Source organism: Candidatus Defluviilinea gracilis (assembly GCF_057138825.1).
Map to the genome: position 1 here is coordinate 52,508 of NZ_DBNHEF010000080.1, position 16,339 is coordinate 68,846.

Below are 16,339 nucleotides of genomic sequence, written 5' to 3' on the forward strand. Positions count from 1 at the left end.
TTATCGTGGAGGACTAGGCGTCGTTCGTGAAGAATACTTTCTTCGGTTGCCAGGCGAGCGCGCCGTCTTCGCCTGTGATACATTCCATCAATGCGACTAGTTCGCCTTGCGTGCTGACGCCGCGCACTTTATTTCCAAGCGCCGCATCTTCCGCCGCTTTCACGCGATGACCATGCCTCACCCCTTCTACTTCATCGGGGCTGAGTTCGATGGCGGGCCAATCGCCCAAGGCTTCGGCGGCGGGGATGAGATATTGATACCAATTGCCTGCGGTGAACGCCTCTTGCAATTTGCGGAGCGGCGTCGCGTCGCGCAACGAGAACCGTCCGCTTTTGGTGCGACGCAAGCCGACGAGGTACGCGCCGCATCCCAATTTTTCACCGAGATCATTCGCCAACGAGCGCACGTAGGTGCCAGACGAACAATGCACATCAATCACAACTTCGGGCGGCGTCCACTCCAACACTTCGAGGTGATGCACGGTGATCTTGCGCGGGGCAAGGTCCACCTGCTCGCCCTGACGCGCCATTTCGTACGCTTTGCGTCCCTGCACTTTGACGGCGGAATACGGCGGCGGCGTTTGCTCGATCTCGCCGACGAACGTTTTCAACGCTTCTTCAAATTGCGCCTCGGTCACATTGACGGGCTGGGCGGATGGAGTCACCCTCCCCTCCGCGTCGAAGGTATCAGTCTTGCCTCCCATGCGGATAATCGCCTGATAGCGTTTATCCGATGCGGAAACATATTCGCTCAACCGAACGGCGGGACCGACCAAAATCACCAACACGCCAGACGCGCGCGGGTCAAGCGTGCCGGTATGCCCTGCGCGGCGCAAACCTGTCCCATTTCGGATTGCCTGGACTACATCGTGTGAGGTCATGCCAACAGGCTTGTCCACCACTAGGACGCCGGAGATGGCATTCTTCATTGTCTGGTTATCGGTTTGTTTATTCATTTTTCCTCCATAAATTTATTGATGGCATTTGTGGATAACTATTTTAATCAAGGTGGAGCATTTCACGAGTTGACTTTAGTACTACAGGCTGTACCTCGCTTAACGCGCCGGGGATGTCTGCCCCGGCTGCGGCGGCATGACCGCCTCCGTTGAAGTGTTTCGCAACTCTCGAAACATCCACAGACGGGTCCAGCGCGCGCCATGAAATCTTGACATGCCTGTCGTTTTGTTCGACGAATATCATACCCACTTTGTTTCCGTTCCCGGTAATTGCTGAGATTATATTAATCAAATCGGCATCGTCGTTCCCGCCGTATCCGGCTCGTTTGCGATCTGCGACGGTTAGGGTTGCCCAGACAATCCCATGCTTTTGCTCAAGATTGGAAAGCCCCGCCCCCCAATATCGCGCCGCAGGAAACGTTTTATGCACCAACGAACGCATGTACAAGTCAGACATGTCCACGCCTGTTTCCATCAACGCGGCGCACAACCGCATCGCGGAGGGGTTTGTGTTTGGCGTGCGGAAGCCAAGCGTGTCGGTAACGATCCCGGTTAATAAAGCCGCGGCAATCGGCTTGGTGATCTTGTATCCCCATTGGGGCAGATAATTGGTGAGGATGGCGGCGGTTGCCACCTCATCTTCTTCGATCAGGTTCAATATGCCGAATCGTTCGTTGGTTTTGTGATGGTCGATATTGATATCGGGCGCGCCGAAATTCTCAAATGCCTTCCCTACGCGCTTGAAATCGGCGCAATCGACGGTGATGAAGGTATCGTGTTCCCCTTGCGGCTCTTTGACGATCAGTTCGCTTCCCTCCAGATATTTGAACGAGGAAGACACGCCGTCTACCAGCACCATTTGCGTTTGTTTACCGGCGTCTTTGAGCGCCAACCCCAAACCGAGCAGGGAACCGATGGCATCGCCATCCGGGCGAACGTGCGACGCAATGACGATCTTCTGCGCCTGCTCCAACCGTTGTTTAATTTCCCCTGATTGTGTTTCTATCATTCTCGAAAAAATCCCTTCCATTCATGATCACCCGGCGTCTTGGCGAAGTATGATCATCGCATCAACAAGCCGCGCGGTTATTTTTTGTTTCTCAACTCTGCCAGCGCCTTTTCAATACGGTCGGCATTTTCAGGCGTCACATCCCAGTGGAAACGCAGGCGCGGAAAGGCGCGCAGTTCGACGCGCGAGGCGAGAGTCCGCCGCAGGAAACCGGAAGCAGACTCAAGTCCGGCAAGAACGTCTTTCGAGCGCGTCGTCCCTTCGATGGCGGAGACGTACACATCCGCGTAGGCAAGTTCCCTATCTACTTTTACGTCGGTAATGAAGATCTGTTGCAGGCGCGGGTCGCTGATCTCGCGGATGAGCATGTCCGCAAGTTCCTGACGGATGCGATCCGCGATACGTTGAATACGAATTCCTGAAGGCATGGCAATTTACGATTTACGATTTTTGATTTACGATTTACGATTGGTGGTCGAGTAGTTCTGAGCGAAGTCGAAGCGTCGCGGGACATATCGAGACCACAGTTTTTGATTTACGATTTTTCCAACACGTAGCAAATAAGTTGGTCGCCGGGCTGAATGTCGCTGAAACCTTTGAAGCCAACGCCGCATTCGTATCCCTGCTTGACCTCTTTGACATCATCCTTCTCATGGCGAAGCGAGCCCATGTCGCCTTCGTAGACAAGGTCGGTGCCGCGATAGAGTTTCACCTTGGCGTTGCGGCGCAGTTCGCCATCGGTGACGCGGCAACCAGCCACACGTCCGAATTTCGAGGCGGTGAACACCTGCAACACTTGCGCGCGACCGATGACTTTTTCCTTCACTTCGGGTTCGAGCATACCCTTGAGGGCTTTCTCGATATCCTCGGTCATGCGATAGATGATCTCGTACAGGCGGATATCCACGCCTTCTTTATCGGCAAGCCGCCGCGCAGAGACTTCCGCCTGCACGTTGAAGCCGATCATGATCGCCTTGGATGATGAAGCCAGCATCACATCGTTCTCGCCGATATTACCGGTTTCAGCGTAAATAACTTTGATACCGATCTCGCCCTCGCCAAGTTTGTTCAACTCGGAAATGACCGGGTCAAGCGACCCTTGCACGTCGGCTTTGACGATGAGGTTCAATTCCTTCGCTTCGCCCGCCTGCACGTTGGCAAACAAGTCTTCCAGCGAGAGCTTCTTTTTCGATTGCGCCTGCGCCTTCGCGGCTTCGGCTCGTTCAGCCACGATGACGCGCGCTTCTTTATCCGAACCGACAACTTCAAACAGATCGCCTGCCGACGGAACGTCGCTCAAGCCCATGACGGATACCGGCGTCGAAGGTCCAGCCTTCTTCACGGGTTTGCCTTTGTAATCGGAAAGCGCGCGTAATTTCCCATGCGCGATGCCCGCCACAACCACATCCCCCATTTCGAGCGTTCCGTTTTGAATGAGCAGGGTGGCGATCACGCCCTTGGTTTTATCCACTTCGGCTTCGATGACCGTGCCGATAACCTTGCCGTTCGGGTTTGCCTTGATCTCGGTATTATCCGCCACGAGCAAAATGCCTTCCAACAGATCGTCGATGCCCTGCTTCTGCTTGGCAGAGACGGGGATCACCATCGTATTCCCGCCCCAATCATCAGGGACGAGTTCTTGCTCGGCAAGTTGTTGTTTAACGCGGTCTGGGTTGGCGTTGGCTTTATCGATCTTGTTGAGCGCCACCATGATCGGAACACGCGCGGCTTTCGCATGGGCAATGGCTTCGCGCGTTTGGGGCATGACCCCATCGTCCGCCGCGACGACCAGCACCACAATATCCGCCCCTTGCGCGCCGCGCGCCCGCATCTGCGTAAACGCCGCGTGACCGGGCGTATCGAGGAACGTAATCGGGCGACCCTTCTTTTCCACTTGATACGCGCCGATGTGCTGGGTGATGCCGCCCGCCTCGCCCGACGCCACATCCGTCTGGCGGATCGCATCGAGCAGGCTGGTTTTGCCGTGATCCACATGTCCAAGGATCGTCACGACCGGTGGGCGGTTCTTCAACTGCCCAGCCTCCTCGCCGGCGATCATCTTACGCCACAGCGGAACTTCGCCAGTCTCCACTTTGACTTCTTCGATCACTTCGGGCGCCGCTTCATAGCCGTATTCAGCCACCACGATCGCGGCGGTGTCGAAATCCACCGACTGATTAATGGTCGCCATGACGCCGTTGGTCATCAATTTTTTGATCAGGTCGATTGGGCTTTTTTCGATCTTTTGCGCCAGGTCTCGCACCACAATACTGACCGGCAATTCGATCTTCTTGTTTCCATTGGTACTCATAGGACTGCCTCCAATTCTCAAAACGCCAAAAGCCATCGGCAATCTGACGCCTTGCTAATTACACCTTCCACGGCGGCAACCCGGTGAGTCAACGATTCATATGGCTCGGGTCACCGTTCCCTATCTGCGTGATTAGCAGGCAGGGTATTCATAAAGTTTTCCAACGTTTTGCGTTCATCATCCGTAATCGTTGTTTTTAACGCATGCGCCAATGCGCCCTTCAAGGCTCGTTCCCAACATTCGCGGCGGTCATGTAAGTATGCGCCCCGCCCGGCTTTTTTACCGGTTGGGTCCGGTTGCACCCCTTCTGCCGCGCGCACAATGCGGATCATCGTCCGCTTGGGCAGGACTTCACGACAGCCCACACACGTCCGCTGGGGCGCATGCTTCACACGTTGAACAAGTTTCTTTACCATGCTCCTTGACGTTGTGTTCGCGATGCGCGATTTGCTTGGCAGAATCGCGCCTCACGAAGATTCACCAGAAATTACTCTTCCTCACCAAACGCATCGCCGCCGCGCTTATGTTTCTTGCGACCCACAACTTCGCCGCGTTCTTCATCCAATACCAACTCGACGCTCTTCTTCTTGACTTTCTTGCCCTTCTTCTTATCTGCGGACTCATCGTCTCCGCCCGCAGTTTGGAAGATCTCCGGCTTCATTGCGAAGAGTTCATCCAGCGAGACGCCGTCTTTGGCGTGTTCGTCTTCATCTTCTTCGACAGCCTTCCTCGCGTCTTTCTTCGTGGATGCCTGCTTCTCCGTAGGCGGCATTGCCTCAACGGGGAGAGCCTCAGGCTGGGATACCGCTTCCACAGCCGGTTCAGCCGTCACGTCGGCGGGAGGCGTTTCGGGGAATTGAATCGCCGCGAGGGCTTCCTCGATATTTTGCATGGCTTTCGGTCCGATACCGGCGAGTCCGAGTATGCGGTTTGAATCCGTTTTCAAGGTTGCCATGAGACTGCCAACCGTATCGTAGCCCGCTTCGACAAGGATGTTGTATGTATGTTCTTTGATGCCGGCTTGCTCGAGGGGCATGCCGAATGCCGCGGTGGGAATATCGGAGTGCTCGCCTGTAACCACCCCTTCGGCGCGGGCGGCTTCTTCTTTGATCTGAATGGTGCGGCGCTCTACACGGTCGACAAATTGCGCAAGGGCGGTAAATTCTTCCGGAGTGAGCGGGCGATTCTCCGCTTTTTTGGCGAGGCTTTCTTCGATGCTGGGAATTGCCTCGACCGCGTTGGGCATGAGCGCGGAAAGCTCGGCGTCGTTTTGAAGTTTTTGCAACGCATCGCCAGCGGCTTCCGTGAGCGATTTGATGTCGATACGCCAGCCGGTCAGTTTGGCGGCGAGGCGGGCGTTCTGACCGTCGCGCCCGATGGCGAGACTCAGTTGGTCTTCCTGCACCACCACGGTGGCGGTCTTGTTGCCGTCTGCATCAGAGACATAGACGCCAGTGACACGCGCCGGGCTGATGGCTTTCGAGATGTATACAACGGGGTCTTGATCCCATTGAATGATGTCGATCTTCTCATCGTGCAATTCTTTGACGATGGCTTGAATGCGCACGCCTTTGATTCCCACGCACGCGCCCACCGGGTCGACGCCAGCCTGGGTTGCCATAACCGCAACTTTGGCGCGCGCGCCGGGTTCGCGCGAAATGGCGCGGATCTCAACGATGCCGTGATAAATTTCGGGTACTTCGTTCTCTAACAGGCGGCGCAAGAAGTTACGATGCCCGCGCGAGAGCACGATCTGCGGGCCGCGCGAGCCGTCCTTTACTTCGAGCACTACCGCGCGGACGCGATCATGCACCTTGAAGCGTTCGCCAGGGATGCGCTGGTTGGCGGGCAACATGCCTTCGGCTTTCATATCCAGCCCGACGGTGGTTGCCTGCGCGTTGGTGGCTTGCACCACGCCGCTGACGATCTCGCCGATCTGTCGTTCAAAGTATTGCATCTGGTTGGAACGTTCCGCTTCGCGAATGCGTTGTTGAATAACCTGGCGGGCAGTTTGCGCGGCGACGCGGCCGAAATCTTTAGGAGTGGTCTCCACGATCACCATGTCGCCGAGTTGCGCTTCGGGGTTCACTTGCCGCGCTTCGTCGAGCAATACCTCGGTTTTGGGTTCGATGATATCTTCGACGACTTCTTTTTCGGCGAACACCAACACTTTGCCGGTTTCGAGGTCGATCTTCGCTTCCACATGTTGGGCAGTGGACGCGTTGACAGCCTTGCGATAGGCAGATGCCATCGCAGACTCGATCGCCCCAAGGATGATCTCCTTGGAGAGTTGTTTTTCCTCCAACACTTCGTTGAACGCCAGGGCAATTTCGTTCTTTGACATGCGTGGTACTCCAATTTCTCCTATTTCAAACAAAAAAGTGGGGGTGAGCCCACTTTCCAGTGCGTGCTTCTAAGTTCAACTGACAACGGCATTTTAGCACGGGCAGTAAAAAGATGCAAGATATAATTACGGGTGCAGGTCAGCAAAAAGGCAAAAGAGCAAAAAGGCAAAAGAGCAAATTGGCAAATCTGTAATCTACCAGGAGAGGAATTGAAAATGGACCATAATGAAATGAGTTTTGAGGAATGGCAACAGACGGTTCCAGCGACAATCCGATCTGAAAAGTTTTGGACGTTAACCGCCTATCAAAAAGGGTTGTATCTTTACGATTTATTGTGGGAAGATACCGAAGAATGGCGAAAAGATGAGCGAGGACAAGTCCTTTCAAAACAAATCATCGGGAGCTCAGATTCGGTCTGCTCCAACATTGAAGAGGGCTTTGGGCGAGGATACGGAAAACAATATTTGCAATTCTATCTATATTCCCTTGGCTCTGCGCGCGAGACCAAAGGACGCATTTACCGCGCCAAGGCATTTTACTCAAAGGATATACTTGATAAACGCCTCAAACTTGCCAGTGAAGTCGTCGCCTTAATTCTCACCGAAATCAATCGCCAACGCGGGCGTTAACCCACTTGCTGAATTGCTCTTTTGCTCATTTGCTGAATTGCTCATTTGCTCATTTGCCCATTTGCCATTCACACAACACCTATGACTCCTAGAAACCTTGCCAAAGCCGCTTTGCGCGGCGAGCCTTCATATGTTTGGAGAGCCGGTCAACAACGACGCCTCGACATGATCGTGAAATTTGCAGGTGAACGCATCAAAGGGACGATTCTCGAAAACGGATGCGGCGTCGGCATGTACGTCGAACGCCTCTCTCCTTTCGGCGGAACCGTCATCGGATTGGAATACGACTTCGACCGGGCTCACGAAGCGCGGACTCGCTCACCCTTCATCCTTAACGCGGCTGGGGAATTTCTTCCGCTTCTTTCCGGGACGTTCGACCTGATTCTCAGTCACGAGGTGATCGAACACGTGCAAGATGACCGCTCCGCCATCCGCGAAATGATCCGCGCTCTCAAGCCCGGCGGAAGGCTTATTTTATTTTGCCCAAATCGCGGCTACCCCGTCGAAACGCACGGAATTTATTGGAAGGGCAAATATTACTTCGGCAATAAATTGTTCGTCAATTATCTGCCGCGTAAACTGCGCGACAAACTCGCTCCGCATGTGCGGGTTTATTCACACAATGATCTATTGAATCTTTTCGATGGCTTACCTGTTAAATTCATCGAACAGACGGTCATCTTCGGCGCGTACGACAACATCATTGCGCGGTTTGGGATGTTGGGTAAGTTCTTGCGCGGAATGTTGCAATTCCTTGAAAAGACGCCGTTGAAGATTCTGGGAATATCCCATTTTTGGGTTGTGGAGAAGATATGAGTTCAAACTCGAACAAATTGGATTTGCTTTCCAAGTTAAAAGACTCCAACCAGCGAGTCATCAATTGGTTCACAGAGATCCCAGCGGACGAATTCTTTCATCGCGAGGGCGCGGTCTGGGCGGCATCGGATAATGTGGATCATCTCATCAGGTCGCATAAACCGATTGCCCTGGCGCTGAAGTTGCCGAGGCTCACACTGCGGACAATGTTCGGGGCGGCGAATCAGCCGTCCCGTAGTTATGAGGCGATCTGCGGGGTGTACAAAGATACGCTCGCCGCGGGTGGAGTCGCTTCGGGGAAATATCTTCCCAACCAGCAGACTCCTGCAAAGCCAGAAGTTGTAAAGGCAGAATTACTGAGTCAATTTTCAAAAGCCAGCGCGGACGTGGTCTCGGTCGCCGAAAAATGGAACGAGGATGATCTGGATGGTTATCTGCTCCCCCATCCGTTGATCGGAAAGTTGACGATCCGCGAGATGTTGTATTTCACGATCTATCACAACCTGCGCCATGCGAGTCAGGAAGGCGATTGAGACAGCGTAGTTATTTTATCTGCGCGCGTTTGTGTTTCTTCTGCCTTGACGCAGTGACTCTGCGGCAAGAACCTGTTTTCATGATCGCTTGATCACTTAATCCCAATCTCCACGCTCGTCCGCTCCAGCAGTACGGGCGGAATGATCACGTCCAGATTCAGGCTGTACGTCACGAACTCTTGCAGGGCGAGGCGATACCAGAGCGTAGTCTCCACCGTCAGCGGACCTTGCGCCGAGGCGGGGATGGGGATGGCGTAGGGAATCGTGTCGCTGGCGTTGGCGGGGATGGGGTCGCGGGTGTAGGTGTAGGATTCGGCGTTGAAGAGGATATGCTCATTGATAACTGCGCCGTTTTTATCTTTGAGGACTTTGATGTAAATGACGGCGTTGGGATCTATCTGTCCTGTCTTATCGTTGAACCAGCCGCTGTGATAAATGATACTGCCCGCCGCGTCGGTCACTTTGACTTCGAGCCAGATGTGACGCTGGTCGAGCGCGCCTGTGGGCAGGTTGTGTCCCGCGCCCGTGTTGGCGATGGTGACGTTGAGATTCGCTGTGGCATTGGGGGAAACGCTCTCAGGCGCCGAAACGCTCAAAGTCGCCGCCGACTGCAACAGGTCAAGAATGAGGCGGTTTTGTTCGAGCAAATCCGCTTTCCATTCGTCCGTCGAAATATCGCCAGGCGGAAGTCCGCCGCGCAGAAACGTCACCAGATTGGATGGGAGGTTGGAATTGGTGAGCAGATAATTCACGCCGACAAAGCGATGCGAAACGATTCGTTCGGGAACCTGACCTGTTTCGTTTAACTGGGAGATATACGCCGCTGGATCAGGGTGCATGTGGCAATCCTGACATTGGATGTTTTTCTCGGCGTATTCGCTCTTCTGCCATTCTTCGTAGGTGTTTTGCAAGTGCATGGGTTCGCCGCCGTTGATTTCGACGGGGCGAATTTCGGTGTGACACGCGCCGCAAAAATCGGAACTGCCCATGAGCGGGTTGTGCGTTTTGGCTTGCATACTGCGGGCGTGTTCGGCGGGCGCCGCCATGATGAGCGCGTCGTTGTAATTGTTGAGGTTGTTGATATCGAGCGTGAGCGCGCCGTTGCCCGCCAGCGGGTCGGCTTTGACGGCGGTGTGACAGATGATGCAGGTTGTGCCTTCGGCAGTCGCTTCGCTGGGACCGACGACCGCCAGCGGATTAATTTCGCCCATCAGCAAATTGACGGGTTCGTGACACGAATCGCACCAGCGAATTTTCTCCGTGCCGAGGCGGTTCTTGTGCGCCACTTCGTTGTTGCTGATGGCGGTTTCGTACAGAATATCGGGACCTGTGACCGAGTGAATGGAACTGACCCACTCGCGGTATTCCTTGTCGTGGCATTGGGCGCAGAACTCGGCGGTGGGGATGTTTTTCGCGTCGAGCATTTTGCCGTCGGCGGTTTGCAGGTTGCCAGGCGCGAAGGGATTATCGTTCCAGGGCATGGAATAAAACGGAATATCTTCGCCCGCAGTCAACCCCGTGCCTTGCGGTTTGGGCAGGAGGAATGTGGCGAATAAAAACGCGATCAGGGTGAGCGCGCCCCCAACGACGAGAAATCGAATCGGCTTGCTCATTGCGGGTTGATGCGTTTCCTGCGGCGGGCAACGTGAAAGCCGATGAACGCCAACGCCAGCAACGCCAGCCCCAAATGCGCGGTGTTCATAATGAGATACGCGGAGTAGCCCGCCATCCAGACCACGCCGCTCATCCACAGAATGCTGGGGATGAGGAGGATGAATCCGCTCAGACCGAGCCAAGCCATCAGCCAGTTGAGGATGTGACCGTAGACGCGCTGATGATACGCCCAGTCCGATTCGTTTTCGTTGCGGCGAAAGGCGCGCCAGACGAAGATCAGGTTGATCGCCAATTCGCCCTTCTTCTTGTAATGCGATAATACATACGGGATTAAATAAAAGAATCCAAGAATGCCAGTGATCAGGTGAATCCATAACGCGGCTTGCGAGGCGCGCCAATTCCACGAGCGCGGGACGAGGTAATAGAACAACCCGCTGACGAGGGCGATGGCGAAACAGACCATGAACGGCAGGAGATAATCGCGCACGGCTTTCACGGCGGGAGAGATGCGGGCGGAAGTTCGGGATTTGGCGGTTGCGTTTGTAATCATAAAAATTTACCACAAAACAGAAGAGCGAGATTCAACGTCCCGAAGGCTTAGGAAGAAGGCGGTTTGATGTGCAAAAGCCTTCGGGACGTTCTGCGAAAATTATTCAATCGCCTTACGCGATGTTCCGTACCGCAAAGTTCACTTTGCGACCTACTCTGAGGAAAAACGGGTGAATGGCAAGATAAATCTTGCCGTACTGCGTAAGGTGAATCATTCTATCGCCGCGGGGGCGGGGACAGTGACTTCGATAACAGGCGGCGCGTCGGGCGCCCAGCCTTCCGCTTCGAGGTTGAGCGCAATGTTCGCTTTGGCGGCGGCTTGCGCGACGAGCGCGGCGAGGGCGGTGGCTTTATCCTGCGCTTCCGTGCCGAAGGCGTCGGCTTCTTCAGGCGAGAAGACTGTGCCAGCCTTTTCTTTATCATACAAGTTGTTGACGTAGGTCACCAGATCGGTGAAGCCCGCGTCAATTTGCGTGTCGAGGCTGGCGTCGGCGTTGGCGACGATGGGGCGGATGTTATCATACGTCAAGTCCAAGCCTTGCAAAATGCCCGTCACATCCAACAGGCGGCTGGCGGCGATGAAGCCCGTCCCTTCAAAGTTGTTGCCAGAGACGAAGGTGGATAACTTCCATTGTTCAAAATATTCGTTCATGGTCGGGATCATCGTGACCATCGCCATGAAAGCGTCTTCGAGAGTCGGCTCCCAGGCTTTGATGGCGTCCAGTGTTTGTTGCGCGGCGCTATCCAAACCTTGCGTCGCGCCGAGCAAAATTTCCGCTTCGGGCAGGGCTTCGCCCAAACCGAGGCTTCCGTCGCCGTTCAAATCCACAGCCAGCCCGACGTATTTTTCAACCGTGCCATACAAGATGGGTTCGGTGAGCGTGTGGAAGAAGTTGCCAGGGCTTTCGAGCGTTGTGCCATCGGCAAGTTTCAACGTCCATTGAATCGCTTCGGGGTCTTCAGAGGCGGGCGCACCCGCGTCCAGCCAGCCGTCGTAATAGGCAAGCGCAGGCACGCCTGCGATGATGCCTTCATTCAATTCGTAATGCGTGTGCGCTTCGAGCCAGTCGGCGCGCATTTTATCGAGCAGGGTTTTCGCGGCTTCGGCATGATTCGCCCACAAATATTCGTAGGGATTCGCATCGGGATGGTCCGCTTTGATTTGGGCGATGGCGGCGTAATATTTTTCCGCGCCCGCGCGCAGGGACGCCGTCGCTTCTTGCATACGGGACGCCTGATCCACCGCGTAGGCTTTCACTGCGCTGAGGTCGGCTTGGGCGGCGGCGGGTTCTGTCGAAGCCGAATCAACTGTCGGCGCGGCTTGAGGCGTCGCGCACGCGGAGAGAATCAGGCTGAGGGTCAGAATCCCTGTCAGGGATGTGATCCAATTTTTCTGCATGTCTTACGAAACTCCTTTGGGTTGTGTGATGAGGGTGTCTTTCTTTTTCTTGCGCCATAGACTGTAACTGAATGTAGCGATCAGCAATAGCAAAAATAAAATTTGCGCGAGCGTGGTTTCGAGCGTGGGGTACACGCCGAAGAGTTCCATCAGGATCAAGTTTTCGGGAATCCACGTCAGCAAATGCGCGGCGACGAGACCCGCCTCCTGCAAACCGCGCACGCCCGCGCCCGTCAGGTTGAACGCCAGCATCATCAGCAATAAACCTGTGACGGTGAAGAACGGTTTGAGCGGCAGGCGTTTGCTCAATTTCAAAATCGCATACGCGACGGCGAAGATGACGACCGCGCCAATGACGAAGCCGAGCAAGATCGAACTGGCGGGCGCGTCGAAGGCGAGGGCTTGATAAAACAAAACAGTTTCAAAGCCTTCGCGGAAAACGACGGTGAAGCCCAAGCCCGCCAACGCCAGCGCCGAACCCGTGTTGAGCGCCTTGCCCACCTGCGCTTTGACGTAGGCGATCCAATCCACCACGTACACTTTTTCAAACAGCCAGTTGGTGACGTAAAACAACACGACCACCGCCAGCAAACTGGAGGCGCCTTCGATCACTTCGCGTTGCGCGACGGTGATGGTGATGAAGCTTTGCGCCGCCCACCAGATGAGGAGGCTCAACGCGATCGCGGCGGCGACGCCCGCATAAACCCACGCGCTGAATTTGCGCGGGCTGTTGGTGGCGCTCAAATAACCGAGGATCGCGCCGAGGATCAGCACCGCTTCCAAACCTTCGCGCAGGATGATGACCATGCTGTTGACGACGGCTAAAAATCCGCTCATGCCGACGGAGAGAAAATCCTGCGCTTCGTTCAACTTGACGTTGAGCTGGTTCACGCTGGCGGCAATTTCCTCGGCGGGGGCTTGATCGGCGATCAGCGTGGACAAGCCCTTCTGCCCTTCTGTGCCTTCCCAAAACAAGCCTTCGAGCTCGCGCGAAAGGACGGGAGCGCGATGCGCCAGCCGTTGTTCGGGTCCGCTTTCGTAAATGGCGTAGGCTTCGATGCGCGCGCGTTCCGCGTCGGCGTAATTTCCCGCGCGGGCGGAGGTCAGCATTTCATTGAGCAGTGTATTCAAAATGGTGAACGCCGCGGAGGTATCGGTCGCGTCCGCGCTGACCTTCAACGTGGATTCGATAATCCCCAGCGCTTCATCCACCAAAACTTTCACGTCGTTCGGTTCGCCATAATTGAGGATCGTCGTATTGAGTTCGCTCAAGATCGCTTCAAGCCGCGCGGCGGCGTTCGGGTCCACAGCGGCAATGGACGGGCGCACGTCTTCAAAGACCGTTTGCGCCTGGGCGCGAAAGGTGATCGCTTCCTGATATTCGATGGCGACTGTGATCTTCCCATCGCGCACGCCGTTCTTGTATTCGACGTAAATGAGATTGGTGAAGAGATACAGCAGTTGTCCGCGTTTGGAAATTTCGGCGGGCGTGAGTTCAACGGGCTGATAATTCGTCAGCGCCGCATGAATGCCGTCCGCTTGCGTTTTGACTTCCGCCCAATCTTCGTTCAACGCGGCGGCTTCGAGCGCGGCAAAAGAATCTTGCAACGCGGCGGTTTCGTCCGCGCCGAGCTTCTCGCGCATATCCGCTTGCAGGATGGAGAAATATCCCGCCGACTGCCCCGCCCATTCGGCGGCGCGGGTGGGGAATTTTTTCTCAACCGCATCTTCGATTTGAGTCAACGCATCGCGCAGGCGGAAGAAGTAGGAGTCGCGCAGATCGTTGGCGATGATATCCGCCGCATCCCCCGCCGACAGTTGATTCTGCGCCACTTCGGCAAGCGCCTGCGCCGACGGATCGTCCACCGTGTTGACGCGCGTGGCGGAGCGGTATTCGCGCAATTTCAGCCATTCAGCGGCGGCGGCAGAGTCGCCCGCCGTCAGCGTGGCTAAAGTCAAAGTTTGGCTACCCTGCAAAAGGGCGGTCCAGAGGCGTCCGCGCGCGGCGGCTAAGGCGGCGGCGTTGCCATCCAGCGCGGCGGTTCGCGCGCGAGTCAAAGAATTCAAAACCAGCGCGTCGGCTTCTGGCGCGGATTTTTGATACGCGGGTTGTAGACTCGTCGCGTAAATTTCTGCGGCTTGGTCGAGCAAACTCGCGGCGGTCTGATAATTGGCGGCGGGGTCGCTGGCGCGCGCGGCGGCATACAACTCGCTTTGGGCTTGAAAGGCGAGGTCGCGCATCCGCTGGGCAGAATCCCAGACGGGAGTGGTTTGGGCGCGGGCGGGGAGGGTGAACGCGAAGAACAGGAGGAGAGGCAATAAAAGATAAATGAAGCGCGATATGGGAACATGTTGAAAGGGAATAAACGCGCCGCACTTCCTATGTTGAGTCATTGCGGCAGTATAACGATTGTTAGTATGAAATTCTAGGTGGAGGTGGGAGATTGGATATAACCCCGCTTGCGATTGATTTTCAACCAGGTTGAGAGTCAGTCTGCCTCGTGGCATCTCAACATCGCAAAAATTGCCTGAGAGAGCGTTTCTTAACTTCTTTTTTAGACACGGACGCCACGGATTTCACGGATTTTCACGGAAGGATCATATAAAAGGCTGTCTTTTTTCCGTGTGTTCCGTGAAATCCGTGTACAAAAGAACAGGGTTTAAGACTTAAGAAAACAGTCTCTGAGAACAAAAACGCCATGGCGCTTCAAACCCGTTTGTGTCTTTTTTGAACAACAAGTTTCCAATACAGTCCAGCCAACTGCCGCAGTGAGCGAATGATCCGCCAGGGGACGAAGAATTGAGAGACGCCGTACTTGCGCGAGTAATGATTGACGGGGACTTCGGCGAACACATACCCCGCGTCTTCGATCTTCTTGACCATTTCAAGACAGATCGCCCCGCTGACACTTTCTAATTCGATCTCGTTGAGAATCCTGCGGGGAATTAAACGAAAGTCACAATCCACATCGCGGATGCGAATACCGAAAAATATTTTGACGAGGTTGTGATACGCGCGACCGATGATAGTTCGAAGAATTGAATCATTGCGGCTGAGTTTGTATCCGTTCGCGGCATCCGCGCCCTCGTGAAGCGCGCTCACGAGCAGAGGCAACTCCAGCGGGTTGTATTGCGAGTCGCCGTCGGTATAAAAAACCCAATCTTTGGTCGCCGCCTTGAAGCCGCTTCGCAGAGCCGCGCCGTATCCCTTATTTACAGGGTGATGAATGATACGCAATTCGGGATATCTATTCCTCATCTCATCCAGGACGGTTGTTGTGTAGTCTGCGCTTCCGTCATTCACAACCACAATTTCAAAATCATTGGAGACCTGACGCAGCGCAACGCTCGCCGCGCTGATCATGCTCGCGATCGAACCGCCATCGTTATACGCCGGGAATACCGCGCTGATGCTGGACACTCGTCCCTGTGCGGGATTCGTTGTCACGCGGTTTGCCCCTTTCGCCCCACTGCGACAACGCTCAAGCCAAAGGGCAGGCTGTTTCTAGCAATGAGGGCTGATTCACTCGTCAGAATTTTCTCGAAGATCGTGTTGAATATCCCCGCATTCAAGTTGAGGTCGGATCGTCCTTCTCTCGCAGAGAATAGTGTTTCGCCTATGCGCTTCAACACTGCCAGGGGAAACAAAAACATATTGGCAAACGTGATGTGCTCGACCTTGAATCCGCCTTCAGCCAGCAAATGGGCGACCTCTTTGGCGGTATATCGTTTCTTTGTATGCACCATCTCATCATGCCGCCCGCGCAGCCAATCGTACGCGGGGAGGCGTAGAAGCACGCGCCCATTCGGAACAAGAACACGGGCAAATTCACGAAGCGCAGCGAGATCGCTATCAACTGCTTTTTCGTAGAGGACGTCGAAGCTGGTCACAAGGTCGAATTCCGCCGAACCAAATGGAAGGTCGAGAATTGAGGCGCAAGCGATGCGGGAAATGCCTCTCTTACGGCAGAACTGCAAGGCGAGAGGGTGAATATCCACGCCGGTCACGCAACCATAGGCAGGCAGAAGCGCGGTCATGGCTGAACCGGTCCCGCATCCCGCATCGAGGATGCGAAGCGATGAAGAAGCGCCGTACCAACGGGCAAGCATCGTCCGCGTGATGGACGCCATGCCGCGATACCACCAATGCTCGTCTTCGACCCGGTACATGAGTTCATA

General features: G+C 55.0%; 15 protein-coding genes. 3 read left to right on the forward strand and 12 right to left on the reverse strand.

From position 1 onward, the window contains the following. Positions 1-13: 13 nt before the first annotated feature. From truB to nusA, 6 genes are all read right to left on the reverse strand, one after another. Positions 14-955, reverse strand: a complete 942-nt coding sequence (truB, locus tag AC16KF_RS17010) for a tRNA pseudouridine(55) synthase TruB (protein WP_484038549.1) — start codon at positions 953-955, stop codon at positions 14-16. Positions 956-998: 43 nt separating this feature from the next. Beyond that, positions 999-1,964 carry a DHH family phosphoesterase gene (locus AC16KF_RS17015; RefSeq protein ID WP_484038550.1) on the reverse strand — a complete coding sequence of 322 codons (966 nt, stop codon included), beginning with the start codon at positions 1,962-1,964 and terminating at the stop codon, positions 999-1,001. A gap of 77 nt (positions 1,965-2,041) precedes the next feature. Next, positions 2,042-2,392, reverse strand: a complete 351-nt coding sequence (gene rbfA, locus AC16KF_RS17020; protein WP_484038551.1) for a 30S ribosome-binding factor RbfA — start codon at positions 2,390-2,392, stop codon at positions 2,042-2,044. Positions 2,393-2,499: 107 nt separating this feature from the next. Beyond that, positions 2,500-4,275: a translation initiation factor IF-2 gene (infB, locus tag AC16KF_RS17025; RefSeq protein WP_484038552.1), complete on the reverse strand. Its 1,776-nt coding sequence runs from the start codon at positions 4,273-4,275 to the stop codon at positions 2,500-2,502. A gap of 110 nt (positions 4,276-4,385) precedes the next feature. After that, the gene (locus AC16KF_RS17030; RefSeq protein ID WP_484038553.1) at positions 4,386-4,691 is read right to left on the reverse strand and encodes a YlxR family protein; all 306 of its coding nucleotides are present in this window, start codon (positions 4,689-4,691) and stop codon (positions 4,386-4,388) included. A gap of 71 nt (positions 4,692-4,762) precedes the next feature. Next, a complete protein-coding gene (gene nusA, locus AC16KF_RS17035) occupies positions 4,763-6,619 on the reverse strand; it encodes a transcription termination factor NusA (protein WP_484038554.1) in 1,857 nt (618 codons plus the stop codon). 132 nt (positions 6,620-6,751) lie between these two features. Here nusA and AC16KF_RS17040 point away from each other — a divergent pair, with 132 nt between their 5' ends. From AC16KF_RS17040 to AC16KF_RS17050, 3 genes are all read left to right on the forward strand, one after another. Further along, a complete protein-coding gene (locus AC16KF_RS17040; protein WP_484038555.1) occupies positions 6,752-7,249 on the forward strand; it encodes a four helix bundle protein in 498 nt (165 codons plus the stop codon). A gap of 81 nt (positions 7,250-7,330) precedes the next feature. Beyond that, complete coding sequence (locus AC16KF_RS17045; protein ID WP_484038556.1) at positions 7,331-8,065, forward strand: class I SAM-dependent methyltransferase; 735 nt, start codon at positions 7,331-7,333, stop codon at positions 8,063-8,065. Continuing rightward, entirely contained in the window at positions 8,062-8,598 is a 537-nt protein-coding gene (locus tag AC16KF_RS17050) for a DinB family protein (protein WP_484038557.1), read from the forward strand. Before AC16KF_RS17045 ends, AC16KF_RS17050 begins: the two co-directional genes overlap by 4 nt. A gap of 92 nt (positions 8,599-8,690) precedes the next feature. Here AC16KF_RS17050 and AC16KF_RS17055 read toward each other — a convergent pair whose 3' ends face one another. The 6 genes from AC16KF_RS17055 to AC16KF_RS17080 all read right to left on the reverse strand — a co-directional run bounded on the left by AC16KF_RS17055 (position 8,691) and on the right by AC16KF_RS17080 (position 16,330). Beyond that, positions 8,691-10,211 carry a multiheme c-type cytochrome gene (locus tag AC16KF_RS17055; RefSeq protein WP_484038558.1) on the reverse strand — a complete coding sequence of 507 codons (1,521 nt, stop codon included), beginning with the start codon at positions 10,209-10,211 and terminating at the stop codon, positions 8,691-8,693. Beyond that, on the reverse strand, positions 10,208-10,762 hold the full coding sequence (locus tag AC16KF_RS17060; protein ID WP_484038559.1) for a hypothetical protein: 555 nt from the start codon (positions 10,760-10,762) through the stop codon (positions 10,208-10,210). Before AC16KF_RS17060 ends, AC16KF_RS17055 begins: the two co-directional genes overlap by 4 nt. Before the next feature lie 210 nt (positions 10,763-10,972). Then, the gene (locus tag AC16KF_RS17065; RefSeq protein ID WP_484038560.1) at positions 10,973-12,160 is read right to left on the reverse strand and encodes a hypothetical protein; all 1,188 of its coding nucleotides are present in this window, start codon (positions 12,158-12,160) and stop codon (positions 10,973-10,975) included. Positions 12,161-12,163: 3 nt separating this feature from the next. Continuing rightward, positions 12,164-14,554, reverse strand: a complete 2,391-nt coding sequence (locus tag AC16KF_RS17070; protein ID WP_484038561.1) for an FTR1 family iron permease — start codon at positions 14,552-14,554, stop codon at positions 12,164-12,166. A gap of 313 nt (positions 14,555-14,867) precedes the next feature. Then, positions 14,868-15,608 carry a glycosyltransferase family 2 protein gene (locus AC16KF_RS17075; protein ID WP_484038562.1) on the reverse strand — a complete coding sequence of 247 codons (741 nt, stop codon included), beginning with the start codon at positions 15,606-15,608 and terminating at the stop codon, positions 14,868-14,870. Next, complete coding sequence (locus AC16KF_RS17080) at positions 15,605-16,330, reverse strand: class I SAM-dependent methyltransferase (protein ID WP_484038563.1); 726 nt, start codon at positions 16,328-16,330, stop codon at positions 15,605-15,607. The genes AC16KF_RS17075 and AC16KF_RS17080 overlap by 4 nt, the downstream gene beginning before the upstream one ends. Positions 16,331-16,339 lie beyond the last annotated feature (9 nt).